Raw genomic sequence first — 23,384 nt, 5'->3', positions numbered from 1 at the left:
ATCTGATATCCGCTTAAGTTAAATCCCTTTCGCTGCTAAAGAAAAATCCTCTCACTTTTCTCTTGAAGTCCGAATTTTTTTTTGCTATACTATACGTAACTTTTAAAACGTTACATAGGAGAATGCAGATGTTTGATGCAAAAAAATTAAAAGACCGGCGACTTGAGCTGGGCCTGACCCAAGCCCAGGTCTACGAATCCTTAGAGATTAGTCGCAAGACCTACTCTAGTTGGGAGAATGGCTTAGCAGAGCCACACGATAAAAATCTCAGGAGGTTGGCCAAGCGTCTCTCCGTTAAAGAGGACTACTTTGTCGACAAGAGCTCAGCGCTTTTCACCTACCCTTTACTAACCCCACCCCATCAGAAAAAAGTCGATCTCTTGGCCAGCCAACTCTTAGCAGAGCAAGAAAAGGTCGTCTCTTTGGTCCCTTACCGTGTCCTCTCTATCGACTTGGCAGCTGGACATGGTCATACCTTTTATGACAATGAGACTGACTACGAGACCGTCTATTTTGACCAAGAGATCCAACACGACTTTGCCTCTTGGGTGTCTGGAGATTCTATGGAACCAAGCTATCCAAACGGTTCCGTCGCCTTGATGAAACAGACCGGATTTGACTATGATGGAGCGGTCTATGCCCTCATGTGGAATGGGAAGACCTATATCAAAAAAGTCTATCGAGAAGAGGAGGGCCTCCGCCTAGAGTCCATCAACCCAGCCTATGATGACCTCTTTGCTCCCTACGAAGATGAACCAAAAATCGTTGGTATCGTGGTCGGCCACTTCCTCCCTCTGGAGGTCTAGACATGCTCTTTGATTATTCACGTGAGCCCAGGTCTGATATTGCTTTTGTGGATATGAAAAGTTTCTATGCCAGCTGTGAATGCGTCCGCCTCGGGCTCAACCCTTTGACTACTTCTCTTTGTGTCATGAGTCGAAGCGACAATTCTGCTGGCCTCATCTTAGCCAGTTCCCCCGTTTTCAAGCAGGTCTTTGGGAAGAAAAATGTCGGACGGAGCTATGATCTGCCCTTTGATCTCAAGACGAGGAAATTCAATTACTACCTGGCCCGTAAGCAAGGCCTGCCTACGGATCCAGCCTTTGTCCACTATATCGAAAGTTGGGCCAAGCGCACCTTTATCGTGCCCCCTCGCATGAATGCCTATATCCAGGTCAACATGGAAATCCAACAAGTCTTTCAAGAATTTGCTGCTCCAGATGACATCTATCCCTATTCCATTGATGAGGGATTTATCGATTTGACCAGCTCTCTCAACTACTTTATTCCCGATCCTCAGCTGGACCGACGCTCCAAGCTGGATCTTCTTTCTGCTCGGATCCAAAAGCGCATTTGGCAGCAAACTGGGATCTACGCTACTGTCGGGATGAGCAATGCCAATCCCCTACTGGCCAAACTGGCTCTGGACAACGAAGCCAAGCACCAGAAAACCATGCGGGCTAACTGGTCTTATGAAGACGTCCCCAATCGAGTCTGGCAGATAAAAAAACTGACCGATTTTTGGGGGATTGGCCATCGAACAGAAAAACGCCTGAACAAACTAGGTATTCACTCCATCTATGAACTAGCCCAGGCCAATCCAGACCAACTCAAAAAAGAATTTGGCGTCATGGGCGTCCAACTCTGGTTTCACGCCCATGGGATCGATGAAAGCAATGTCCATCGTCCCTATCGGCCAAAGTCTCACGGTCTAGGAAATTCGCAAATCCTTCCCCATGACTACCACCGCCAAAGCGATATTGAACTAGTCTTTCGAGAGATGGCTGAGCAAGTTGCTATCCGCTTGCGTCGGGAAAAGAAAAAGACACAACTGGTCTCCATCCACGCCAGCTACTCCAAACAGGAACAGCTTCCCTCCATCCACTGCCAGCGAAAGATTGATCCGACCAACTCTACCGCTCAATTAGCCAAGGAAGTCATCCAGCTCTTTCGCTCCCACTACCAGGGAGGAGCCATCCGGCAGATCGGAGTCTTTTATGGGAAGCTCGTAGAGGAGAGCTTCCAGCTGATCTCCCTATTTGATGACCCTGAGCAAACCCAAAGAGAAGAAGCCCTCCAAGAGACCATTGACCACATCCGTGACCGGTTTGGCTTTGCTTCTCTACAAAAGGGCTCTGCCCTATTAGAAAATTCGCGCGCTCTGGCTCGAAGCAAACTGACCGGAGGCCACTCTGCAGGAGGTTTAGATGGCTTAGCATGATTGATCGTTCTTATCTCCCCTATCAGTCGGCACGCGACTTCCAAGACCGGGGCATGGCCAAGTGGGCCGGCTTCTTCCTCTCTGAGCATTCGACGGCCTTACAAACAAACCAGCTCTCTCTCGAAGAGCTTCGCCTCCTCTCAAACCAAGAAATCCGTCACCTCCTTGAGCAGGCCTACCAGCAAGATGTTCCCCTCTCCCTCTCTACCCTCCAGGACAATCAAGTCGCCGTCTACTATGGCCAAGTCTATACCTTAAGCCCTTCCGAAGTCCTCATAAAAAATGGCCAGCACTACCACTCTCTCCTTCTTTCGACTATTTTTTCTATTGAACCAGGAGATTCTAGCTATGAAACCAGCCCTGAATAAACACGAACTCCAATTCGATTATTTTTCAGACAATTACCAGCAGTTCGAGCATGATTTTTACCGATTGGCAACGACTGCGACCCCCTTGGTCTTTTTAGAAGATGACCTGCTGAGATCCATGTCGACAGGCCAGCGCAACTATTTCAGACTCCACCATACCCAGAGTCGCGACCACCGTGATCACTACTTTCACTTTCGCGTCTCCACCCATCCCCAATCTCCACTGACACGGATTTATACCTACCTAGGCCACAGCACCACCACAGAATACAAAACAACCTCCTAGAAAACTAGGAGGTTCTTTTATCGTGTGGATGAAGAGGATTTCGCAACCCAACCAATCGCATCTGCAGGAGGATTTTCCACATCGATCCAGATGAAGTCAATGCCAATTTCACCATTTTTGAATTTTGAAAGACGGATACCATTGATTTCTAACTGAGACAATTTCTTACCCGTTAAGATCTCTCTGTCTTTTAGCTGAAAGACCCCACGAAGAATCCAATTGCCAAGGATTTCTTGCTTATCAGTTGATTGAATGGCCTTCCCAGCTTCTTGGTTGATATAGGCAGTAATCACATCACCTGATGATAAAAATCGTAGCTTAAAGGTCCGTTCTTCTTTTGGAAGGGCAAGTTTACTCGTACCTGGCTCAAAATCTCCAATCCATTTACCAAAAAAGTCTGGACGCTCCTCATGGAAATGTTTGGAATCTGGAAGAGGAATATACACTTCACTGACTGGACGATACACCAGCTGTTCAATTTCTTTGACTAATTTTTCATTTCCCGTCTCGTGTACAAAACGAATCAAGTCCTCACGAATGGACTTCATCTGAGCTTTTTCTTCCTTTGTAGACCATTTTTTCAAGAGGATTTCTTCTAAAGAATAGGTTACAAAAGCTAGTTCTTCTGGAGCCAGACTGTCTTTAAATTTGTCCTGAATCTTTAAAATCCGTGGCAAGCGATCTTTTTTGGCCAATTTTGATCCACCATTAAAGGCATTAAAGCCAGAATTTTCTTCTACATTTCCGTTCTTATCTGTGATCACCCACGACACCGTCTCGAGAATTTCCGAATCACTTTTCTCCGAGGTCAATAAGTGAAGGTGTTCAAAGAGATAAAAGGGATCCTCGACATAATTCACATCCCAGGTGTCAACCACAATCTCCTTATTCCTAAAGGTCATATGGAGCTGACTATCTGCGGCCGTATATTTGTAATCATGCTGACCGTCCGTAAAACGGAAATTTGTCGGATTGTTCTTAGTCGTTGAGCCTAGAATTTTGAGATTATCTAAATCAACCGTCAGATAAGTCGTCTCTCCTACATGGATCTGAGGCTTGTGTCCTTTCGAAGTCGGCATCAAGACATGATAGACGGCTTCCACATGACTAGAATCAGAATGAAATCCCTTAATGAGAGCTTTAGATGATTCAATTCGTTGATTTCGCAAAGACGAAATCTCACGGGCCAGTTTTTCATAACGAGCTTGATTTTCTTTATCAGCTGTTTCCTTGTCCGGTGAAATCTCAGCCTGAAATCGAATTTCACTCAACAGCTCGTTCCAAGACTGTGAATCTTTCTTGAACTGAGCAATTTTTTGATCCCCTGAGTCCAAACCAAAGGATTTAATCCCAACCAAATACTTATGTTGCTCATCAACGACAACCGAAGCGTCATAAGAGGTGTTGGCAATATCCTCCCCAACCGCATGAAAAGCTTTTTGGAAAACAGTCTCTTGGAACTTTGAATTAACAATCGGAGCAACATAGCTTTCTCGATCATCAGAATCTTCACCCTCTGCTTTTTGAGAAAAGGCCTCACTCAGACTAGCAAAATTGGTAATGAGCGTCTTGTATTTTTCCTTTTGTTCTTGTTTTAGGTGTTCCCACATCATTCAATCCTCACTTCTTATTTAAGTATATCAAAAGAAGACTAGATTTTCACTAGTCCTCTTACTTATATAATTCGTTAAATAATGCTATAAAATTCAAAATTTCCACGTTTTTTTACCAATCTGAAATAATCTTCGTCTGATAAAATGGCAAGACCATCCTCATAGGAGGCAATCTTCTTCTCTGCCTCCTCATAAGTGGAGACAAAATCTTTCACATAAGACTGCCCTTCAAACTGGCCGTTCATCTTGGTATAGATGATGGCAAATTTTCCTGAGCGGGCAAGTTGAGATTGACCTTGGCTTTCATTTAAAGCCTTGGCAACATTTTCCGCGATGCGTTTAATCACGGGAACGACTACGCTGTTTCCAGCCTGCTTGTATAGCTGACCGTTAGAAACCCCTTCTGGGATTTTAAAGGATTTAGGATAACCTTGGACATTGAAGGTTTCCTTTGGTGTTAATTTACGAATCTCTCCACTATCTGTTAAGATCAGAGGGACATTGTGCCCGCCTGTTCCCATATTGGCCGTTAGGGTTGGAACAACACCGTTTTTATTCTCACGAACATATTGACGACGCCACTGGTAGACCGTATCTTGACTGGTCACATTAGCCTTGAGGTCAGCGTAGAAATTCTGCTTCCCTTCTCGATAATAGTAGGCCTCATCTGGCTTAGCACCAAAGTCAATGACATCGCTCAAAGTTGTAGTCAACTTGATTTCCTCTGGGAATTCAAACAAGTCGTAGGCTTCTTTAGTATCAAAACCAACAATGTAAATCCGCTCACGGTTTTGAGGGATATTTCCATAGTCTTTCCCATTGAGAACCTTCCACTTGATGAAGTAGTTGTTCTCCGTCAAGGCTTCACGGATGACCTTGAAGGTATTGCCGTGGTCATGACCGACCATGTTCTTGACGTTTTCGATGAAAATAGCACGAGGTTTACGCCCCTCAATCATGCGAAGCAATTCGAAGAAAAGATCGCCACGATCATCATCAAAGCCCTTGCGATACCCCGCAATACTAAAGGCTTGGCAAGGAAAACCTCCCATAATCACATCCACGCGCTCAGATGGAATGTCCTCTGGCTGAACAGCGTGAATATCACGACCATCCAAATAGGTATCTGGATGGTTTAACTGATAAGTCTGACGCGCATACTTATCAAACTCATTGGCATACACCACTCTGAACTCGTTGGTCTGTTCAAATCCCAACTCAATTCCCCCAACACCTGAGAAGAAAGCTGCAATGTTGTACTTCTCAGGTCGGTTCGAACTTACAGAATCTGTCATGTAGTAACCTGCTTTCTAAAATATTCGACTTTCTATAGTATAACATAAACAAGAAAATAAATAGGAAAGTAAGAAAATAAATGTCAACTCATAGATTAAACTCTTTCTTAATATTAACCATCGTATTTAAGAAAAATGACTCTATTAGCTTAAATGACTCATAGTTTAACTATTCTTACTTAAAAAGAATACCTATTTCCATTAGCAGATGAGACGGATTTATTTTTTGGATATTGTATAAACAAAATAATTTCGATTATAGGATGCTTATTACTTTTCATTCTCTAATCTACGGAAATCTAGCAATTTATATACCTACCCCTTAATTAATTATGCCAAAAAACACGGCGTAAATCCGTGTTTCTGAATTTATTAAACCAATTTGTTTATTTCATTGGGGGGTCGAGAATGGCTTATAGAATTATGCTACTGTGTTGACGTTAGATATAGAAAGTTCAGATGCATGGAAACATTTTACACACATTATTAGACTCTTATTTTAATTCCTTTGAACGATTAAATAATCCAATTAAGTTCGTTGTATCTGTAACTTTTTTAGGAAATACCGTTTTAAAAGGCATATTTTTTTTCGGAAGATCAAATAATCTGCGTCTTCTACTTCTCCATATAAAGATATAGTAATTTTTTTCACTTCATCATTACACCTATAGTAATTATCAATTATTTTTTCAGGTATTATTGAAAGGTCATATGAGTCGTCATTAAGTGATTTTGTATTAGAGAGTACATCAGGAAAACTCCAAATTGCTTTAACTATAACTTTTACATTCAAATTTTTCAATCCCTTTTCTTTTAATTCAGGTGAATAAGGAAAATACTGTTCATGAATATCTGTTTTTGAATCAGCAATGAAATAATGATTCAGAGCATCTTTTAGGGACTTTCCTCCCATGATATTATCGACCAATATCACAATTTTCTTAATCTCTCTATCTTTATAGTAAAATTTATTATTTTCAATACGTACTTTGCTTTTTTCAAATACTGTTTGTGTTATTGGTTGCTTTCCGCCTAATGATATGGAGATTTCACCAATGTAATTATCCAAAGTTGTATCTTGCATCTTTTCTTTTCTAAATATAAGATTGGAATCTTCACTAATCATTTCCTCTATAGATTTAAACCAGCTATCAACTACATCTTCATATTCTAAAGCACAGCCAGTATAGTGCCTATTTAATACCAAATCTAAAAAGCTATTAATCTGTTCAGATTTCCATCCCATAATTACAAAGTGCCACATTAACTTATACCACAAAATGCTTTCAGCTTCTTCCATGGGGCTTACACTGAAAACGTCATAGTTTATACTGTCTAACTTAATAGCTGCTATTAGCTCAATTATAGATTTAAGGGAAGTATCACTTTTACTTTTTAGTACTTCGTACGTTAATAAGTATTCTTCTTTTGTTTTATTGAAGTTAGTTAACTTTTTAGCGACTGTAGTTAATTGCCTATCATAATATAAAACACTATTTTGCTCATCAAAAAAGCCTTCTTTAATGCTTGACGGCACGTTTATACTATCTATATCAGATGAATTTAATGTTTTTTTTTCAATATCTTTGATTACAACTTCTTTTCCATTTACTTCAATGTATTTTTCTAATCCACGATTAGAGATTTTAAACTGACAGAATTCCCCTTGGATATCTTCGAGTCTATGTTTATATAAATAACAGACATCAGAAAAATAATCAGGAGCATAGATTTTATATGGAAAAATTAGTTTCATCTTATCATTCATTTTAATATTAGCATTGTTTAAGTTAAAAACATTATTTTGAATAAAATCTAAATAATTTAAAATTGTGCCTTCGTTGAAATATCCACAGTTCTCAAAATACTGTTTAAAAAGAGAGTTTTGTAAAAAATCCGACTCTGAGATTTCAGCTGATTCTATATTTATAGGTCCCTTATTCAATCTAGTGAGCTCACTAAAAAAGTCTAGTGTAAGAATATCAAATTGCTTTCTACTCAAAATTATAGACTGCCTTAAAGAGTATTGCTTATCGGAAGCATTCAACAAATTAAAAAAGCCCTCTTCATCATTATTATATTTTTCATATTTTTTGCCAGTGGGTATCAGAATTTTTCCATCTAAATATCCATATGGATTTAGAAACTCATACTTATGTGTTTGTTTATTTAAATAAATAGCATCTTGATAGAAATTATTAAAATGCCCTTTTTGATATAATTTTTTGATGAATTCAAATTTTTCAGAATTAGGTTCAGCTTTTCGCAAAAATTCAGTCAAACTAAAAAATTTTATATCATTTGTTGGTAGACAATACTCTATGAAGTATGCAATTATATTATTTTTTGAATCTTTCTCTTCTTTAATTGACTGCTTGGTGCCAAAATAATATTTCTTGGTACTTCTAATTAATACTTTTTCATTATACCGGAAAATCATTGTTCCATTTTCATTAACATTTTGAGAAGATAATAATTGTTTTCCACCTGCACGAATATACTCTAGGCATTTTATATTATAATTTTGACTTAGTTCATCAATTTTTTTTAATATTTCATCATCCTTGATTTTATGTTTAACATAAATTCGTAATAAAAAAGATAAATTAAATAAAGTCTTTACATCAAAATAATTGTTACGTATAACATCATTCATAATTGTACCTAAAGGGTATAAGAATTCATCATTTTTTTTAAGTGAAAAAATCCAATCGACAGGAGTGATATCTTCTCCCAATAGTTCATACACTTTGGCAGAATTAGAAGTATCATTATTTTTTAAATTATTTAATAATCTAAAAAATTCGTATTCACCACAGATAAAAGATTCTTTCTGGGATATAGGAATTTGTGTTACAGCAATAGCAGCAATAAGTTCACTGATTTTATCAGTTTCGTCTTCAGAAAGTGGATACTGACAGTTTTTTAAAATATGGAAAAATGTTTTAGAAATAATACCTAGTTTCTTTTGTTTATATTCATCTGAAAGATGCCAATAAATCTCTTTAAACCTCTCTAAGTGAGACTCCATTACACTTGAAGGCTCGATAATAGAGACTGTATCATATAATTCATCAATAGTCATCATTCAACCTCTCTAAAATAACATTAATTATACTTTGTTCATAATCATCTGTGGTAATTATTTTTAAAAAATCAATAAAAGCACAAAATTCATCTCTCATAATATCCGATAAACTAATGACTTTGTTAAGTTTATAATATAAACTAACTAAGAAAACTTTAAAATTTAACGAATTTTTAGGAATTTTTTGATAATCAGTATTTATAAAAAAACTAATTGTTTGCTTCGGATTCGTTAGTATTATTTGATAGAATTTATAAAAAATACTTCCTCTTCCAATTTCCGAACACAGGATATTATAGTAGTTTTTTGATATATAATATCTAAGTAACTCAGTATCAATATGGTCTCCCAATAAAAAATTAGCATTTTTTATATTCCATTCATTATCACTTTTGATATACTTATCAAATAACTCAAAAATCTGAAATTGATCATCCTCAGATAAATAAGTAGTGTCTTCCAAACTTTGTATTATATAATTTTTGTAGATATCATCAAAAAAAGCTTCTTTAGTTCCATTTGTTAAATTTTTTATTAGTCCAAAATTAAATGTTTTTTCTTCATTTAATTTTAAACCAACACTTAAAAAAAGCATATTTATTTCGTTTAGAAGAAAATCCCCGTCATCAATATTTTTATATATAATAAAAATATCATCTACGTATCTAAATAATCGAATAATAGCTTTATCATTTCTCGACTTATATTCTTCAATGAAATTACTTAAAAGCGTAGATAGGAAAAATTCTGCTAAAACACGTGCATAGGCTGGCCCCTGTGGTACTCCCTTTGTTGTTCCATTTAATTTCATTTGAAGACTTGAATTGAAACTCGATAAAAAACTGAAAATATTTTCTAGCTTTTCCCTATCTTTTTTTGATTTTTTATTAATCATTTCAATTAATTGATCATTAATTGAATGTATATAGATATTATCATAAAATGACTCTAAATCTAACTTCATAATACTATAATCATCAAAAATATCAAATTTCAAATACAAACTAACATCACTAACATATTTTTTCCATGAGGAATAAAAAGGAAAAAATAAAAATTCATCTGACCAAAAATTCATATTATAACTGTAAGAATCGAATTTCCACTTTAATAAATTCACAAATTCATAGCTTAATCTAGTGGTTAACAGCCTGTCAATTGTGGTTAATGATACTAATGTTCGTTCTCTCACTGTTCCATTTTTCTTTTCTTTTCTAATATAAGGATAAAAAGTATCTAAATATTTATGATCATTCCACTGTATTTTGCCATTTATTATTTCTGATGCTCTATTCTCAATTCTTTCAATATCGTAATTAAATATATTATTAAGACCGTGAAAAATATGCGGTTCTAAAATTTCATCATTATACTGAAAGTAATTCTTTTCTTTTTCCAAAATATAGTGTGTGATTGTTTTTGACTCACTTATTGCGGACGGTAAACTGTTTAGATTTAAATCTAAATTCTTTGAAATGAATTCAACCACGGTTAGATTACCATCAATATGAACCTCTAAATTTTCCCTGTATAAGTCATATAGATAAAACATTGTAACAGGGTATAGACTATTCTTCAGCTTTTCAATATGGCTTATGGTTTTTTCAGCATTAAAATTATTTTGACTACTAAAAATATACATCAGTAAATCTTTGCTAAAATAAGCAAAAGTACCCACCAAAACCAATCTATCTATATGGGTAATGCACCCATTTTGGACTCTATCCCATAATTTTAAAAATACAATAGAATCACTCGTTTTCTCAACTAATTCATTAAAGTCTAGTTCTATATCATTAAACCTTTGAGTTTTGTATTTTTGATATGTTTGGCTTTCTTCAGCAATTCCCAATGTTTTAAATAGAGAAAAACTATTTTTTTTATATCTAGAAATTATCTCATCTTGTTTTTGAAGATCTATTTCTTTTTTACTAGAATTTATATCTTGTATCAATGATGAATTTAAATCAGATTCAGTCAAAAAGTATGATTGTTTATTGTTATTTTTTTTATGAGCAGATAAAGGTAATTTTACTGCTTTTCCAAATTTATTTTTTCCGTATCTTGTAGCTGGAAACCTATCAATAGCATAAATATCGAACAATCTCTCCTCATAATTGACTTTATCTAATATTATATCCATTAAGTCATATCCAAGCTGTTTCTCAAAAAAGGAGTCAAAAATAATCCATACATGAATTCCACGACGTCCAGAAAATTCAACTAAATAATTAATATCTAAAGTATCTAAAACTTTACAAAGTGGATCAACCATCAAATTTGCTAATTCCTCTATACTTCCTTTCTCCTCTTGATTTTTTAATATATCAAAATCAAAACAAACCCATTTTATCTGGCTAGAAAAAGATTTCTGTTGATAAACTGCTAGCGCAGATCTTTTAACAAGCATTTGATGAAATAAGGTAAAATCATAATTGATTATTTGAGGAATATAATTGCCATCGGGCATTTGCATTGCAATTACATTTTGATTAGCAACGAAAAGGTTAAATAATTTTCTAGCTAGTCTATATAAAATGTCATCCATTCAAAATTCTCCTTATATTAAATAATAAAAATTATTGTAAGCGTATCTAAAATCCATTATACCAAAAAAAACACGGCATTCAGCCGTGTTTCTGTGTTTATTTAACCAACTTCTTCATCTCATCAATACGCGCTATTGTCGCGTCGTATTTGGCTTGGTAGTCGGCTTGTTTGTCGCGTTCTTTTTGGACGACTTCTGGTTTGGCATTGGCTACGAAGCGTTCGTTAGAGAGCTTCTTACCGACCATATCCAGTTCTTTTTGCCATTTAGCTAGTTCCTTATCGAGACGAGCCAATTCTTCTTCGACGTTGAGGAGGTCTGCCAGTGGCAAGTAGATTTCTGCTCCTGTGATGACGCTTGACATAGCAAGTTCAGGTGCAGGGATGTTTGATGCGATTTCCAAGTGTTCTGGATTTGTGAAGCGTTTGATGTAGTTAACATTGCTGTTAAAGAAGGCTTCCAAGTCGCTATCGCTTGTCTTGACAAGGATGGTGATAGGCTTGCTTGGAGCAACGTTTACTTCCGCACGCGCATTACGAACAGCGCGGATCAAGTCTTTGAGGCTTTCGACACCAGTGTGGGCCGCAAGATCTTCAAAGACTGGGTTAACAGTTGGGTAAGCAGCTGTAACGATAGAGCCTTCTGAGATTTGTCCAAAGATTTCCTCTGTTACGAATGGCATGATTGGGTGAAGGAGACGAAGGATCTTGTCCAAAGTATAAAGGAGAACAGAACGTGTGATGACTTTCTCTTCTTCGTTATCGCTATAAAGGACTTCCTTGGTCAACTCAACATACCAGTCCGCAAACTCATCCCAGATGAAGTTGTAGAGGATGTGACCAGCCACACCAAACTCAAACTTATCAAAGTTAGCCGTTGCTTTTCCGATGGTTTCATTGAGGTTGTGGAGAATCCAGCGGTCTGTGACATTTCCAGCTTCCTTGTTAACTACTTTTTCGACATTGGCCGTTGCTTGCTCAAGGGTCAAACCTTCATTGTTCATGAGGATGTAGCGAGAGATGTTCCAGATCTTGTTAATGAAGTTCCATGAAGCATCCATTTTCTCGTAAGAGAAGCGCACGTCTTGGCCTGGCGCAGAACCGTTTGAAAGGAACCAACGAAGGCTATCTGTTCCGTACTTATCAATAACATCCATCGGATCAATCCCATTGCCCAGTGATTTAGACATCTTACGGCCTTCCTCGTCACGAATCAGACCATGAATCAATGCATTTTTGAATGGCGATTTGCCAGTAAATTCCAAACCTTGGAAAATCATTCGAGATACCCAGAACGGAATAATATCATAACCAGTCACCAAAGTTGATGTTGGATAATAACGTTTGAAGTCTTCTGAGTCGACATCCGGCCAGCCCATGGTAGAGAATGGCCAAAGAGCCGAACTGAACCACGTATCCAAGACATCTTCGTCCTGAGTCCAACCTTCACCTTCTGGAGCTTCTTCGCCGACATATATTTCACCATCAGCATTGTACCAAGCAGGGATTTGGTGACCCCACCAGAGCTGACGAGAGATAACCCAGTCATGGACATTTTCCATCCATTGAAGGAAGGTATCGTTGAAACGAGGTGGGTAGAATTCAACCTTATCATCTGTATCTTGGTTAGCAATAGCGTTCTTAGCCAATTGGTCCATCTTGACGAACCATTGCGTAGACAAGCGTGGTTCAACTACAACACCTGTACGCTCTGAGTGACCAACACTGTGGACACGTTTTTCGATTTTAACCAGGGCACCGATTTCTTCCAACTTAGCAACGACTGCCTTACGAGCTTCGAAACGATCCATACCTGCAAATTCGAAGGCCAAGTCATTCATGGTTCCGTCATCGTTCATGACATTGACTTGTGGCAAGTTATGGCGTTGACCAACCAAGAAGTCGTTTGGATCGTGGGCAGGTGTGATTTTCACGACACCAGTACCAAATTCAGGATCTGCGTGTTCGTCCCCAACGATTGGAATTAATTTATTAGCGATTGGAAGGATGACGTTTTTACCAATCAAGTCCTTGTAGCGTGGGTCTTCTGGATTGACCGCAACGGCAACGTCCCCAAACATGGTCTCAGGACGAGTAGTTGCCACTTCAAGGGCGCGTGAACCATCTTCTAGCATGTAGTTCATGTGGTAGAAGGCACCTTCGACATCCTTATGGATCACCTCGATATCAGAAAGGGCTGTGCGAGCTGCTGGGTCCCAGTTGATGATAAACTCACCACGGTAGATCCAACCTTTCTTGTAAAGGTCCACAAAGACCTTACGAACAGCTTTTGACAAGCCTTCGTCAAGGGTAAAACGCTCACGAGAGTAGTCTACAGAGAGCCCCATCTTGCCCCATTGTTCCTTGATAGTGGTGGCATATTCGTCTTTCCATTCCCAGACTTTCTCAAGGAATTTTTCACGACCGAGGTCATAACGACTGATGCCCTCACCACGCAAGCGCTCCTCAACCTTAGCCTGAGTCGCAATCCCTGCGTGGTCCATCCCTGGAAGCCAGAGGGTGTCAAAACCTTGCATCCGTTTTTGACGGATGATGATATCTTGCAACGTTGTATCCCAAGCGTGACCAAGGTGAAGTTTCCCCGTTACGTTTGGTGGTGGAATCACGATAGAATAAGGCTTAGTCTTTTTATCGCCTGAAGGCTTGAAAACATCTTCGTCAAGCCATTTTTGGTAACGACCAGCCTCAACCTCGGCTGGATTGTATTTAGGTGAAAGTTCTTTAGACATGTGTGTGTCCTTTCTCTATTGTTTTCATTTTTTCTTGAATCTGCTTTGCGACTTCTTCTGCAGTCAGATTCGTATTATCAATTTTCAGGTAGTGGTGAAGACCACTCGGTTGCTTTTGAGAATTAAGTTGATCTGTTTTATCAGTCTCTAAAATTTCTCTTTCAGATACCTCAAAATTCCGTTTCAAGGGTTTGTATTTCAACCGATTCTCCGTCCGATTGCGACGTAAGCGCTCCTCAAGAGACGTTTCTAATTCAACAAAGAGAATCTCTTGATGATACTCATTTAATAAATCTTGAATATCCTTCAAATACATCAGATGATATTGATTTGAAAAATCAGTTACACCTGTTAAAATCACCGACCGATGATGCCTGGCGCTTGTTCCAAGAAAAGAAAAGTTAACGCTACGAACAAATTCCCACATTTCTTCCGTAAAATCCTGATAGATTTCGAGTGCGAAATCAATGGATTGATGGTTGAAAAAGAGAGTCGCACCGGTGAGTTTCGAAAGTTCCTGACCAATGGTCATTTTCCCTGCAGCTGGAGCTCCAATGATGAAAACATGCATCAATCCACCTCCCACTCACTCTTCAGCAAGCCGTATATCAGACTGTCACAGCGATTGCCTTGGGCATCTTTGCGGTCTCTTATGCGAGCTTCAAGGGTAAAACCAAGTTTCTCAGCGACTCGTTGACTTTGGATATTGTAGCCAAAGCAAGACAATTCTACCTTATGAAGCCCCAGTTCTTTAAAAGCCAGATCAATCAAGGCACGCGCTGCTTCTGGCACATAGCCTCGACCCCAATAGTCTGGGTGCAAAGTATAGCCAAGTTCTAGCACATCGTCTTCGTGGCGATGGTTGAAGTCGACAGAACCAATGATTGTATCCGTCCCTTTGACAACAATTCCATAGCCAGCCGGGAGATTTTCCTTTTCATTGCGCTCAGGAAGGATATGTTCTAGGTAATAAATCTCATCTTCCAAGGTCTTAACGGGTGGAAAACCTGCTGGGTAAGAGACTTCTGGAAGACTAGCGTAAGCATGGATGTCCTCTGCATCCGCCACTGTACGGACTCGTAAGACTAGACGCTCGGTTTCGATTCGTTCTGGCAGTTCAGCTCTTGTCATTCTTCTTCCTCGCTTTCTTGATAAAGCTCCCCATGGGATCGACTCGGTCATCTAGATAGCGGTAAACGCGCTGATGGCCGTCCCCCATAAAGTAAGTCGGCGCAAAACGGTCATTTTTAAAATGCCCCTTGTCATCTAAGAGCTCTGGATCAGCCAGCCGCTCAAGAATCTTAGCAAAGATATGGCAGATGCCATCTTCCTCGATAATCCGATCCACCTGGCAATCCAATACGACTGGACAGGCCTCCAAAATCGGAGCCTGAGTCCGTTCAGAAATCTCGAAATCAAGATCCAAGTGTTCCAATTTCTCCCGATGGCTGATAAAACCAGCCTGCTCCATCTCAAGCATGAGATTTTCGTCAGGGATGTTCACAGTAAACTGTTGGTAATGCTTAATCTGGTCAGCCGCATTTTCCTCAGCACCAACTCCGGTGACCAGCCAATCTCCAAGGCTATAAGAGGAACTGCAGGTCGTGATATTGTACCCAAAGTTCTGGTCCTGATACCCCAAGATGAAAATCGGAAAACCATAGTAGAGTTTGCTGGTTTTAAAAGATTGTTTCATGACAAGCTCCTTCAGCTAGGGCTAAGAGGGTAAAAGAAAAATCGCCCCTGTCATCAATCTGACAGGGACGAATATGTTTATCCGCGGTACCACCCAATTTCGGGCAACGCCCGCATCTCTCGTCTTTTAAACAAAAAGACATTTTTATTTCAATTTTTCATCCATTAGCAACTAGTTTTGACACATTTGTGGACTTCTCAGCACCGCCACTTTCTGTAAAATGTGGGATTCAAAACACCTCTAACAGCTTCATTTTATCAAGTTTTCCTGGAAATAGCAAGAAATCACAAAAGCAATTATTTGAACTTAACTCCAAGCTCTTGCAATTTTTTGATGGTTGCTGGGCCAATTCCTTTAAGGGCCAACAACTCTTTTTCTGTCCAGTTTGCGAAGTCCGCAACAGAGCGAATACCTTCATCATAGAATGTTTGCGCACGATCAAGGGCTACACCTTCCAAGCTTGCAGCGAATTCTTCTACTGAAGAAGCTGCTTGTTTCACTTCTTTCGCCACTGCTTTTGCTGCTTTCTCAACTTTCTTAGGTGCGTCTTTGACAGCTGCTGCTACAGTTGCAACAGCTTTTTTCAAAAGATGTCTATTCTGATGTTTGTATTGTTTCGCACGGTTAACGTTCTTCTTTGCCATTTTTCCTCCTACGTATCCAGTGATCAATCCCTAAGGCAACAAGGTTTCATCACCAATATTACTTTCGATAATTCGTTGACGTCTGTTCAACTTTTTTATTGTAACACAATCCCTCAAAAAATCAAGTCATTGCACTATTTTCAGCCAAATCCAGCTAGTCAAAGGCCTTCACAGAGAGCCTTTAATAGGTTCTCTCTCCAAACAAGCCATCTGGAAGATCGTGGAACCCTTTCCCCTCGTGGTAGTTAGCAAACTTCCCTTGAAGGAATTGATAGGCATCCAAGCGACTCTCATAGCGGATCATAGCCTCCTTGGCCCTCTCGTCTTGATCCTCTTCATAGACCTTCTTGCTTTCTGTCAGGGCCATCTCATTGATCATGACTTGGGTCTTGATCCAAGCCTCAAATTCTTTCATAAATTCTTTTTCGTAGCTCATTCTTACTCCAATCCTCTATAAAATTCACTATCGATCTCCCGATAGGGTTGGATATCCTGGACATATTCCAAGACACCTTGAAATTCTCCAGCGTCATCGCGCACTGCCGCATAGGTCACATGGACAAATTTCCCACGTGATTCTGATTTGAACCACATTTCGTACTTGTCTTTTTTCCCTTCTCGAAGCCCCTGCATGATGGCTTTGACCTTCTCCAAGTATTTCGGAGGATGACACAATTCGACATTGCGTCCTACCTGCGACGGCGTCCGTTTAAAGATCATCTCCTCAAAAGGCGCTGCATCATTGTAATATTGGAAAATATCATCCTTATTTACAAAGGTAATCTCCATCGGCAGATGGTTCAAGATCAAGTCAGCCTGCTCCACAGAGAGAAAGCCATGGCCAAAAGCTTGTGGTTGCTGGCGATCGAAGCTCTCTGCTTTTTTCTTAGGCGTGAAGGTAATGGTCAGTTGTCCCTCAGGAGTCTCAATGACCTGACGTTGCTCGCTTCCATTTGAAGAAGGAAGGGCTTCACCTGAACCTTCTGTCTCTATTGGTCCTTCTTCCTTGAAGTCCACACGTTTCGGCACCCATTTCTCACTCGGAATGATAATGGCATAACCATAGGCATCACTTTCTTCTGCGATAGATAGCCAATCATCCTGAGTAAAGGCCTCCAGTAAAATCATCAAGAGGATGGACTCTTCCTTGAAGATCATAGCCTCAAACTCTTGCGCAAAGGCTTCAAAGCGCTTTTTAACTTCTGAAATGGCAGAATCAGGCAGGGCTTTGGCCACATCCAGAGTTTTCGCAAAGAGGTCTCGAATCTGGTCATCCACTCCCCACATGACTTTAGGAGGAGAATCATGCCCATAGCGCTCCATAATGGGAAACATCAACTCTTCCTTGCGACGGTAATGCCGATCAAACTGACCCACCAAGCCCAGCTGACGCAAGAGGCCTTTGTGAATCTCCTGGATCATCTCAGGATCCTCCGTCGTCTCATAATTATCCAGCAAGCGACGGACCCGCATCATAGCAGCCCGAAGGGCCAAGTTCTCCTGTTTAAAGATCTGAACCGGGTGACCTGGATGGTCTGTATCTGCCACTTCAACCCCTTGAACAGCGTTCTTAAAGAGATTAGCATGGACATCGCACAGCTCCATGACATCCTCAAAGGTGATGCCGGCATCGGAGTTCATCAGCTCATGCTCCATGAGGGAAATCTCAATCGCAGACACCCCACTAAAGGTCGCATCAAAGCGCTCTTGGACCGACTCAGGAGAAGCTCCATGATGAAGGTCTAATAAGATATCTCTTAAGACATGAATTCGTTCATCACTCATTAATCTAGCCCCACTACTTCATAGCCATTGGCCTCTAGAGTTCGTACAATCTTCTCCATAGGAGTGCCTTCTAATTTTGATCCTTGTTTTAAGGAAACCTTGCGCCCAACTGTATTGCGCATGATCGGATTGGCTAAGGGTTTAAAGCCCAACTCCACCAACAAATCTAACACTTCCGGATGTTGATCAATGACTTGAGCAACTGGAATCGATACATCAATTTTATTGTCCATCTCTCACTCTCACATTTCTTCTATCTTCTAAGCTCTTGGGAAACTAATACTCCTCCTGGGAAAGCTCTTCGGCCCTCTGATTGGCCTTGTCATATATCCACTGTTGATTCCTATTCTACTATGCTTTCTTAACCAACTTGACGACAGCCTCTGTCCGAGCTGTATGGGGAAACATATCCACAGATTGGATGTAGACGACATCATAGACCTTGGTCAAATCCACGAGGTCTCGCGCTAGGGTGGAAACATTACAAGAAACGTAGACCATCTTTTGAGGGGCATAGCGCAACAAGGTATCAATCAATTGCACCCCCAGTCCAGTCCGTGGTGGATCCACAATGACTGCATCTGCCCGATAGCCTTCCTTGTACCAACGAGGAATAATTTCCTCAGCCGTCCCAGCTTCATAGTGGGTATTATCAAACCCCATCTGCTTAGCATTGTACTTGGCATCCTCAATCGCTTCAGGGATAATGTCCATCCCCCGGACACTCTTGACCTTATCCGCAAAGGCAAAACCAATGGTCCCAACCCCGCAGTAGGCATCAATCAAATGATCCTCTGGTGATACATCTAAGGCCTTGACAGCTTCACTATAGAGGACTTCGGTCTGCTCAGGATTCAACTGGTAAAAGGCCCGAGGAGACAAGGAAAATTCATAATCCAAGACCCCTTCTCGAATGGTCTCCTGTCCCCAAATAATCTGTGTCTTCTCTCCATAGATCTCGCTAGATTTGGAGGTATTCAGATTGACTGCCACCGTCACAATTTCAGGGTGTTTTTCTACCAAATCCGCGACCAAGTCTGTTAAATTGATTTGCCGACTCGTCACCACGATCATTTGGACCTGTCCAGTCTTACGAGCCCGGCGCACCATGATGGTTCGAACACCCAATTGCTTCCGATCATCTGAAATTGGAATCTGGTAGTAGGTCAATAACTTCGCTACATGGTTAGCGATTTCCTGAATGACCGGATCCTGGACCAGACAGTCCCTTAATTCCACCAAATAATGGGAATTTTGGGCGTACAAACCAGCCTTGACCTGCCCCTTAAATTTACGCGTCTGAAATTGAAGTTTGGCCCGATAATACTGTGGTTTTTCCATCCCAAGCGTCGGATGAATCAGATAATTCTCATACCCCTTAGGAGCATATTTTTTCAAGGCCTGCTGCAGCAAGTCCGTTTTGAACTCCAACTGCTTGCTGTACTTTAGATGCATGATCTGGCAGCCCCCACAAGTCTCATAGATATCACAGGTTGGCGTTACCCGATACTTGGAAGCCTTGTTGACGGACAAGAGCTTGGCTTCTGCGAAGTTCTTCCGAATCTCAGTAATTTGGCAAAAAACATCTTCGCCCTTTAAAGCCCCAGGCACAAAGACTAAGGTCTTCTTGTAAAAGCCAATCCCTTCTCCATTAATTCCCATTCGCTTGATTTTCAAAGGAATTCTTTGTTTAACTTTTAAATTCATATGTCTATTATACCATGTAGTTTCTCATTCGTTTAGAATATGATAGAATTGAAAAGAAAAACAAGGAATCACGGAACATTTCTCAATAAGAATACGAATAATATAGAGAGAAAGACTGATCATAAGCCGAAATAAAACTGAAACGAAACAGGAATCCTATGAAAATTACCAAATTAGAAAAGAAAAAACGTCTCTACCTTCTAGAGCTGGATCAAGCCGAATCCCTCTACATTACAGAAGACACCATCGTCCGCTTCATGCTCTCACGAGACAAGGAAATTAGCCAGGAAGAACTCAAGGAAATCCAAACCTTTGCCCAGCTTTCCCATGCTAAGAATTTAGCCCTTTATCACCTTTCTTTTAAAGCCCGTACAGCTCGCGAAGTTCGCGACTACTTAGCTAAGCATGAAATCGACGAATCCACTATTGAAACCGTCATAAACACCTTAAAAGAAGACAAATGGATCGACGACTTGGCCTATACTCGGGCTATCTTTCAATCCAATCACCTCTCAGGTGACAAGGGACCCTATCTCCTCAAGCAAAAGCTCATTCAAAAAGGTGTCTCTTCCCACTATATTGATCAGATCACCTCAGAATTTGATTTTTCCGAGGTAGCTCAACGAACTGCCCAAAAATTAGCCAAACAATACGCTAAAAGACTTCCACCAAGAGCCTTAAAAGATAAAATCACTCAAAATCTTATCAATAAAGGCTTCACTTATGAATTAGCCAAGCAAGCCTATCACCAATTGGATATCGAGCAAGATGAAGAACAAACACTCGACCTAATTATGAAGGAACTGGAAAAACAGCACCAGAAATACTCACGAAAATATGAGGGCTACGAACTCAAACAACGCCTCACCCAAGCACTTGCTCGCAAAGGCTACGACTACTCTGACATTTCTACAGCTCTTCGCGAATTCCTTTAAATAAAAATTCACATGAAAATCCCTTATTTTCATGAAAATATGATACAATATAGAGGATATACTTAGATTGTAGAAAGTTGGTAAGTTATGAAACTACCTAAAGAAGGCGACTTTATTACAATTCAAAGTTATAAACATGATGGAAGTCTCCACCGAACGTGGCGGGACACCATGGTACTAAAAACTACGGAAAACGCACTGATCGGCGTCAATGATCATACTCTCGTTACAGAGAGCGATGGTAGAAGATGGATTACAAGAGAGCCAGCAATCGTCTACTTTCATAAGAAGTATTGGTTCAATATCATCGCTATGATTCGCGATAATGAAGTGTCCTACTATTGTAATCTAGCCAGTCCATTTTATATGGATCAAGAGGCACTAAAGTATATTGATTATGATCTTGATGTCAAGGTATTTCCTGGTGGTGATAAGAAACTGCTGGACGTAGAAGAATACGAACAGCATAAACGCAAAATGAACTATTCAGATGACATTGACTTTATCCTAAAAGAAAATGTCAAAATCCTTGTAGATTGGATCAACAATCAATTAGGTCCTTTCTCTGAGGAATACATCAAAATTTGGTACAACCGTTATGTTGAACTGCGAAATAAATAAAGTTGAAAAGAGCGAAAGCTCTTTTTTTCGAACCTAATACTTGCAATATCCACCTAAAACAAGTACTATGTACTTAATAAAAAGAGGAAGGGAGATACTATGGCGTTTACAAATACTCGAGGTCGCTATGCTAGTTTTGGGGTTATGACCAGTTTACCAGACGATATTATTGATAGTTTCTGGTATGTCATTGACAACTACCTCAAACATGTCTATCCCTTAAACTCAGTTTTAAAATTTGAACTCATTAATCGAAAAGGAAAAACAACATTGCGATTCAGTCAAAAAGACTTCCCCTTAGAAATTGCAGTTGATTTCCTAATTCCCTTCGACCCCTATTATCCAAGACAAGTCAGAATTGTCGATAATAAGGGACGAGAAACCATCATGCTGATTGACGAGTACCAACTATTATAATAGAAAAAGGCCCCACGGCCTTTTTTCGTTACAAAATAAAAAAGGTCATCAGACCTTTATACTCTATCGGGAAGACAGGATTCGAACCTGCGACACCTTGGTCCCAAACCAAGTACTCTACCAAGCTGAGCTACTTCCCGAACTAAAGCTTACGCTTTATGCACCCTAGAGGAGTCGAACCTCTAACCGCCTGATTCGTAGTCAGGTACTCTATCCAGTTGAGCTAAGGGTGCTCGTTTCTATTCAATTGCTACATAGTCTTGCGACCATGCACCCTAGAGGAGTCGAACCTCTAACCGCCTGATTCGTAGTCAGGTACTCTATCCAGTTGAGCTAAGGGTGCTTCTTCTCCAACCTAAGTCTATGCCGAGGACCGGAATCGAACCGGTACGATCGTTACCAATCGCAGGATTTTAAGTCCTGTGCGTCTGCCAGTTCCGCCACCCCGGCCTCCTCAAGCGAACGACGGGATTCGAACCCGCGACCCCCACCTTGGCAAGGTGGTGTTCTACCACTGAACTACGTTCGCATCTGTTTCTTTATATAAAAAAATGCCGGCTACATGACTTGAACACGCGACCCTCTGATTACAAATCAGATGCTCTACCAACTGAGCTAAGCCGGCTCATTATTATTCTTTTATGCGGGTTAAGGGACTTGAACCCCCACGCCGTAAAGCGCCAGATCCTAAATCTGGTGCGTCTGCCAATTCCGCCAAACCCGCTATAATGACCCGTACTGGGCTCGAACCAGTGACCCATTGATTAAAAGTCAATTGCTCTACCAACTGAGCTAACGAGTCGTATCATTATCTACTAGAAACTTCGTTTCTACGGTCCCGACGGGAATCGAACCCGCGATCTTCGCCGTGACAGGGCGACGTGATAACCGCTACACTACGGGACCTATGGGAGTTAACGGGATCGAACCGCTGACCCTCTGCTTGTAAGGCAGATGCTCTCCCAGCTGAGCTAAACTCCCAAATGGTCGTTTAACTCAGCCAACGGTGAGAAACTGCGTTTCTCTTATCCGCCGATTGGAATCTCGATTGCCTCTCAATTCCAACTAAGCTAAACTCCCAAATGAGCCTAGTTTCCACTAGACTCAACCTTGCTAAGCGACTACCATATCTCACAGGGGGCAACCCCCAACTACTTCCGGCGTTCTAGGGCTTAACTTCTGTGTTCGGCATGGGTACAGGTGTATCTCCTAGGCTATCGTCACTTAACTCTGAATGATGAACATTCAAAATTGAATACCTATATTCTAACAAAAATCTAACCAGCTGTAAATATCCTCAGTTACTTTTTGGATAAGTCCTCGAGCTATTAGTATTAGTCCGCTCCATTGCTCACACAACTTCCACTCCTAACCTATCTACCTGATCTTCTCTCAGGGCTCTTACTAACAT

The 23,384-nt window shown here is 40.2% G+C and carries 20 protein-coding genes, 10 tRNA genes and 2 rRNA genes; 7 read left to right on the top strand and 25 right to left on the bottom strand.

Translation table 11 applies throughout. The features are described 5' to 3' along the window. Positions 1-128 precede the first annotated feature (128 nt). The 4 genes from H8S88_RS03495 to H8S88_RS03480 are packed head-to-tail and all read left to right on the top strand — an operon-like array spanning position 129 to position 2,875. The gene (locus tag H8S88_RS03495; protein ID WP_135781846.1) at positions 129-806 is read left to right on the top strand and encodes a helix-turn-helix domain-containing protein; all 678 of its coding nucleotides are present in this window, start codon (positions 129-131) and stop codon (positions 804-806) included. 2 nt (positions 807-808) lie between these two features. Next, a complete protein-coding gene (locus H8S88_RS03490; RefSeq protein ID WP_236127943.1) occupies positions 809-2,221 on the top strand; it encodes a Y-family DNA polymerase in 1,413 nt (470 codons plus the stop codon). Continuing rightward, positions 2,218-2,589 carry a hypothetical protein gene (locus tag H8S88_RS03485; protein WP_236127942.1) on the top strand — a complete coding sequence of 124 codons (372 nt, stop codon included), beginning with the start codon at positions 2,218-2,220 and terminating at the stop codon, positions 2,587-2,589. The genes H8S88_RS03490 and H8S88_RS03485 overlap by 4 nt, the downstream gene beginning before the upstream one ends. Continuing rightward, the gene (locus tag H8S88_RS03480; RefSeq protein WP_195550088.1) at positions 2,570-2,875 is read left to right on the top strand and encodes a DUF5960 family protein; all 306 of its coding nucleotides are present in this window, start codon (positions 2,570-2,572) and stop codon (positions 2,873-2,875) included. Before H8S88_RS03485 ends, H8S88_RS03480 begins: the two co-directional genes overlap by 20 nt. A 17-nt stretch (positions 2,876-2,892) precedes the next feature. Here the strand turns inward: H8S88_RS03480 and H8S88_RS03475 are convergent, their stop codons facing one another. The 13 genes from H8S88_RS03475 to rlmD form a co-directional block, all read right to left on the bottom strand. Further along, positions 2,893-4,485: a hypothetical protein gene (locus tag H8S88_RS03475; RefSeq protein WP_236128200.1), complete on the bottom strand. Its 1,593-nt coding sequence runs from the start codon at positions 4,483-4,485 to the stop codon at positions 2,893-2,895. A gap of 77 nt (positions 4,486-4,562) precedes the next feature. Continuing rightward, positions 4,563-5,783 (bottom strand): DNA cytosine methyltransferase, encoded by a 1,221-nt coding sequence (locus H8S88_RS03470; protein ID WP_236127941.1) that lies wholly within the window; start codon positions 5,781-5,783, stop codon positions 4,563-4,565. A 529-nt stretch (positions 5,784-6,312) separates the two neighbouring features. Further along, positions 6,313-8,871 carry a hypothetical protein gene (locus H8S88_RS03465; RefSeq protein ID WP_236127940.1) on the bottom strand — a complete coding sequence of 853 codons (2,559 nt, stop codon included), beginning with the start codon at positions 8,869-8,871 and terminating at the stop codon, positions 6,313-6,315. Continuing rightward, the gene (locus tag H8S88_RS03460) at positions 8,858-11,419 is read right to left on the bottom strand and encodes a TOTE conflict system archaeo-eukaryotic primase domain-containing protein (RefSeq protein WP_236127939.1); all 2,562 of its coding nucleotides are present in this window, start codon (positions 11,417-11,419) and stop codon (positions 8,858-8,860) included. The genes H8S88_RS03465 and H8S88_RS03460 overlap by 14 nt, the downstream gene beginning before the upstream one ends. A gap of 97 nt (positions 11,420-11,516) precedes the next feature. Beyond that, complete coding sequence (locus H8S88_RS03455; RefSeq protein WP_236127938.1) at positions 11,517-14,168, bottom strand: valine--tRNA ligase; 2,652 nt, start codon at positions 14,166-14,168, stop codon at positions 11,517-11,519. Beyond that, on the bottom strand, positions 14,161-14,739 hold the full coding sequence (locus H8S88_RS03450) for an AAA family ATPase (RefSeq protein WP_236127937.1): 579 nt from the start codon (positions 14,737-14,739) through the stop codon (positions 14,161-14,163). The genes H8S88_RS03455 and H8S88_RS03450 overlap by 8 nt, the downstream gene beginning before the upstream one ends. Next, the gene (locus tag H8S88_RS03445) at positions 14,739-15,299 is read right to left on the bottom strand and encodes a GNAT family N-acetyltransferase (protein ID WP_236127936.1); all 561 of its coding nucleotides are present in this window, start codon (positions 15,297-15,299) and stop codon (positions 14,739-14,741) included. The genes H8S88_RS03450 and H8S88_RS03445 overlap by 1 nt, the downstream gene beginning before the upstream one ends. Then, a complete protein-coding gene (locus H8S88_RS03440; protein WP_236127935.1) occupies positions 15,286-15,864 on the bottom strand; it encodes a flavin reductase family protein in 579 nt (192 codons plus the stop codon). The genes H8S88_RS03445 and H8S88_RS03440 overlap by 14 nt, the downstream gene beginning before the upstream one ends. Before the next feature lie 296 nt (positions 15,865-16,160). Beyond that, positions 16,161-16,508 carry a helix-hairpin-helix domain-containing protein gene (locus H8S88_RS03435; protein WP_061563648.1) on the bottom strand — a complete coding sequence of 116 codons (348 nt, stop codon included), beginning with the start codon at positions 16,506-16,508 and terminating at the stop codon, positions 16,161-16,163. 181 nt (positions 16,509-16,689) lie between these two features. Next, on the bottom strand, positions 16,690-16,944 hold the full coding sequence (locus H8S88_RS03430) for a DUF1912 family protein (protein ID WP_006596820.1): 255 nt from the start codon (positions 16,942-16,944) through the stop codon (positions 16,690-16,692). Between the two features lie 2 nt (positions 16,945-16,946). Next, the gene (locus H8S88_RS03425) at positions 16,947-18,293 is read right to left on the bottom strand and encodes a DUF438 domain-containing protein (RefSeq protein ID WP_236127934.1); all 1,347 of its coding nucleotides are present in this window, start codon (positions 18,291-18,293) and stop codon (positions 16,947-16,949) included. Beyond that, on the bottom strand, positions 18,293-18,526 hold the full coding sequence (locus tag H8S88_RS03420) for a DUF1858 domain-containing protein (protein WP_006596822.1): 234 nt from the start codon (positions 18,524-18,526) through the stop codon (positions 18,293-18,295). Before H8S88_RS03420 ends, H8S88_RS03425 begins: the two co-directional genes overlap by 1 nt. A gap of 118 nt (positions 18,527-18,644) precedes the next feature. Then, the gene (gene rlmD / locus H8S88_RS03415) at positions 18,645-20,000 is read right to left on the bottom strand and encodes a 23S rRNA (uracil(1939)-C(5))-methyltransferase RlmD (RefSeq protein ID WP_236127933.1); all 1,356 of its coding nucleotides are present in this window, start codon (positions 19,998-20,000) and stop codon (positions 18,645-18,647) included. 158 nt (positions 20,001-20,158) lie between these two features. On the opposite strand from rlmD, the gene recX reads away from it, so the two are divergent. From recX to H8S88_RS03400, 3 genes are all read left to right on the top strand, one after another. Continuing rightward, positions 20,159-20,935, top strand: a complete 777-nt coding sequence (gene recX / locus H8S88_RS03410; protein ID WP_125336282.1) for a recombination regulator RecX — start codon at positions 20,159-20,161, stop codon at positions 20,933-20,935. A gap of 87 nt (positions 20,936-21,022) precedes the next feature. After that, positions 21,023-21,556 carry a nucleoside tri-diphosphate phosphatase gene (gene ntdP, locus H8S88_RS03405; RefSeq protein WP_048715843.1) on the top strand — a complete coding sequence of 178 codons (534 nt, stop codon included), beginning with the start codon at positions 21,023-21,025 and terminating at the stop codon, positions 21,554-21,556. Positions 21,557-21,655: 99 nt separating this feature from the next. After that, complete coding sequence (locus H8S88_RS03400) at positions 21,656-21,973, top strand: DUF960 domain-containing protein (protein ID WP_048690403.1); 318 nt, start codon at positions 21,656-21,658, stop codon at positions 21,971-21,973. Between the two features lie 66 nt (positions 21,974-22,039). Here H8S88_RS03400 and H8S88_RS03395 read toward each other — a convergent pair. The 12 genes from H8S88_RS03395 to H8S88_RS03340 all read right to left on the bottom strand — a co-directional run. Next, positions 22,040-22,113, bottom strand: a tRNA-Pro gene (locus H8S88_RS03395). Positions 22,114-22,132: 19 nt separating this feature from the next. Continuing rightward, positions 22,133-22,206: transfer RNA gene (locus H8S88_RS03390), tRNA-Arg, on the bottom strand. A gap of 36 nt (positions 22,207-22,242) precedes the next feature. Then, a tRNA-Arg gene (locus H8S88_RS03385) sits at positions 22,243-22,316 on the bottom strand. 21 nt (positions 22,317-22,337) lie between these two features. Continuing rightward, positions 22,338-22,423: transfer RNA gene (locus tag H8S88_RS03380), tRNA-Leu, on the bottom strand. Positions 22,424-22,430: 7 nt separating this feature from the next. Further along, a tRNA-Gly gene (locus tag H8S88_RS03375) sits at positions 22,431-22,502 on the bottom strand. Between the two features lie 23 nt (positions 22,503-22,525). Continuing rightward, a tRNA-Thr gene (locus H8S88_RS03370) sits at positions 22,526-22,598 on the bottom strand. A 17-nt stretch (positions 22,599-22,615) separates the two neighbouring features. Then, positions 22,616-22,697, bottom strand: a tRNA-Leu gene (locus H8S88_RS03365). 5 nt (positions 22,698-22,702) lie between these two features. Then, positions 22,703-22,775: transfer RNA gene (locus H8S88_RS03360), tRNA-Lys, on the bottom strand. 31 nt (positions 22,776-22,806) lie between these two features. After that, positions 22,807-22,879: transfer RNA gene (locus H8S88_RS03355), tRNA-Asp, on the bottom strand. Between the two features lie 2 nt (positions 22,880-22,881). Continuing rightward, positions 22,882-22,954 (bottom strand) — tRNA-Val (locus H8S88_RS03350). Positions 22,955-23,085: 131 nt separating this feature from the next. After that, a 5S ribosomal RNA gene (rrf, locus tag H8S88_RS03345) occupies positions 23,086-23,201 on the bottom strand. A gap of 80 nt (positions 23,202-23,281) precedes the next feature. Next, a 23S ribosomal RNA gene (locus H8S88_RS03340) occupies positions 23,282-23,384 on the bottom strand; the annotation flags it as partial.

Source organism: Streptococcus sp. GS001 (assembly GCF_021595565.1).
Lineage (GTDB): Bacteria > Bacillota > Bacilli > Lactobacillales > Streptococcaceae > Streptococcus > Streptococcus xiaochunlingii.
This window is presented reverse-complemented; position numbering and strand designations above follow the sequence as displayed.

Coding starts and splice junctions, on each gene's coding strand:
- H8S88_RS03475 (WP_236128200.1), bottom strand. CDS start 4,485: ATGTGGGAACACCTAAAACAAGAACAAAAGGAAAAATACAAGACGCTC.
- H8S88_RS03435 (WP_061563648.1), bottom strand. CDS start 16,508: ATGGCAAAGAAGAACGTTAACCGTGCGAAACAATACAAACATCAGAAT.
- H8S88_RS03440 (WP_236127935.1), bottom strand. CDS start 15,864: ATGAAACAATCTTTTAAAACCAGCAAACTCTACTATGGTTTTCCGATT.
- H8S88_RS03490 (WP_236127943.1), top strand. CDS start 809: ATGCTCTTTGATTATTCACGTGAGCCCAGGTCTGATATTGCTTTTGTG.
- H8S88_RS03465 (WP_236127940.1), bottom strand. CDS start 8,871: ATGATGACTATTGATGAATTATATGATACAGTCTCTATTATCGAGCCT.
- H8S88_RS03460 (WP_236127939.1), bottom strand. CDS start 11,419: ATGGATGACATTTTATATAGACTAGCTAGAAAATTATTTAACCTTTTC.
- H8S88_RS03430 (WP_006596820.1), bottom strand. CDS start 16,944: ATGAGCTACGAAAAAGAATTTATGAAAGAATTTGAGGCTTGGATCAAG.
- recX (WP_125336282.1), top strand. CDS start 20,159: ATGAAAATTACCAAATTAGAAAAGAAAAAACGTCTCTACCTTCTAGAG.
- H8S88_RS03445 (WP_236127936.1), bottom strand. CDS start 15,299: ATGACAAGAGCTGAACTGCCAGAACGAATCGAAACCGAGCGTCTAGTC.
- H8S88_RS03420 (WP_006596822.1), bottom strand. CDS start 18,526: ATGGACAATAAAATTGATGTATCGATTCCAGTTGCTCAAGTCATTGAT.
- H8S88_RS03450 (WP_236127937.1), bottom strand. CDS start 14,739: ATGCATGTTTTCATCATTGGAGCTCCAGCTGCAGGGAAAATGACCATT.
- ntdP (WP_048715843.1), top strand. CDS start 21,023: ATGAAACTACCTAAAGAAGGCGACTTTATTACAATTCAAAGTTATAAA.
- rlmD (WP_236127933.1), bottom strand. CDS start 20,000: ATGAATTTAAAAGTTAAACAAAGAATTCCTTTGAAAATCAAGCGAATG.
- H8S88_RS03400 (WP_048690403.1), top strand. CDS start 21,656: ATGGCGTTTACAAATACTCGAGGTCGCTATGCTAGTTTTGGGGTTATG.
- H8S88_RS03470 (WP_236127941.1), bottom strand. CDS start 5,783: ATGACAGATTCTGTAAGTTCGAACCGACCTGAGAAGTACAACATTGCA.
- H8S88_RS03480 (WP_195550088.1), top strand. CDS start 2,570: ATGAAACCAGCCCTGAATAAACACGAACTCCAATTCGATTATTTTTCA.
- H8S88_RS03485 (WP_236127942.1), top strand. CDS start 2,218: ATGATTGATCGTTCTTATCTCCCCTATCAGTCGGCACGCGACTTCCAA.
- H8S88_RS03495 (WP_135781846.1), top strand. CDS start 129: ATGTTTGATGCAAAAAAATTAAAAGACCGGCGACTTGAGCTGGGCCTG.
- H8S88_RS03455 (WP_236127938.1), bottom strand. CDS start 14,168: ATGTCTAAAGAACTTTCACCTAAATACAATCCAGCCGAGGTTGAGGCT.
- H8S88_RS03425 (WP_236127934.1), bottom strand. CDS start 18,293: ATGAGTGATGAACGAATTCATGTCTTAAGAGATATCTTATTAGACCTT.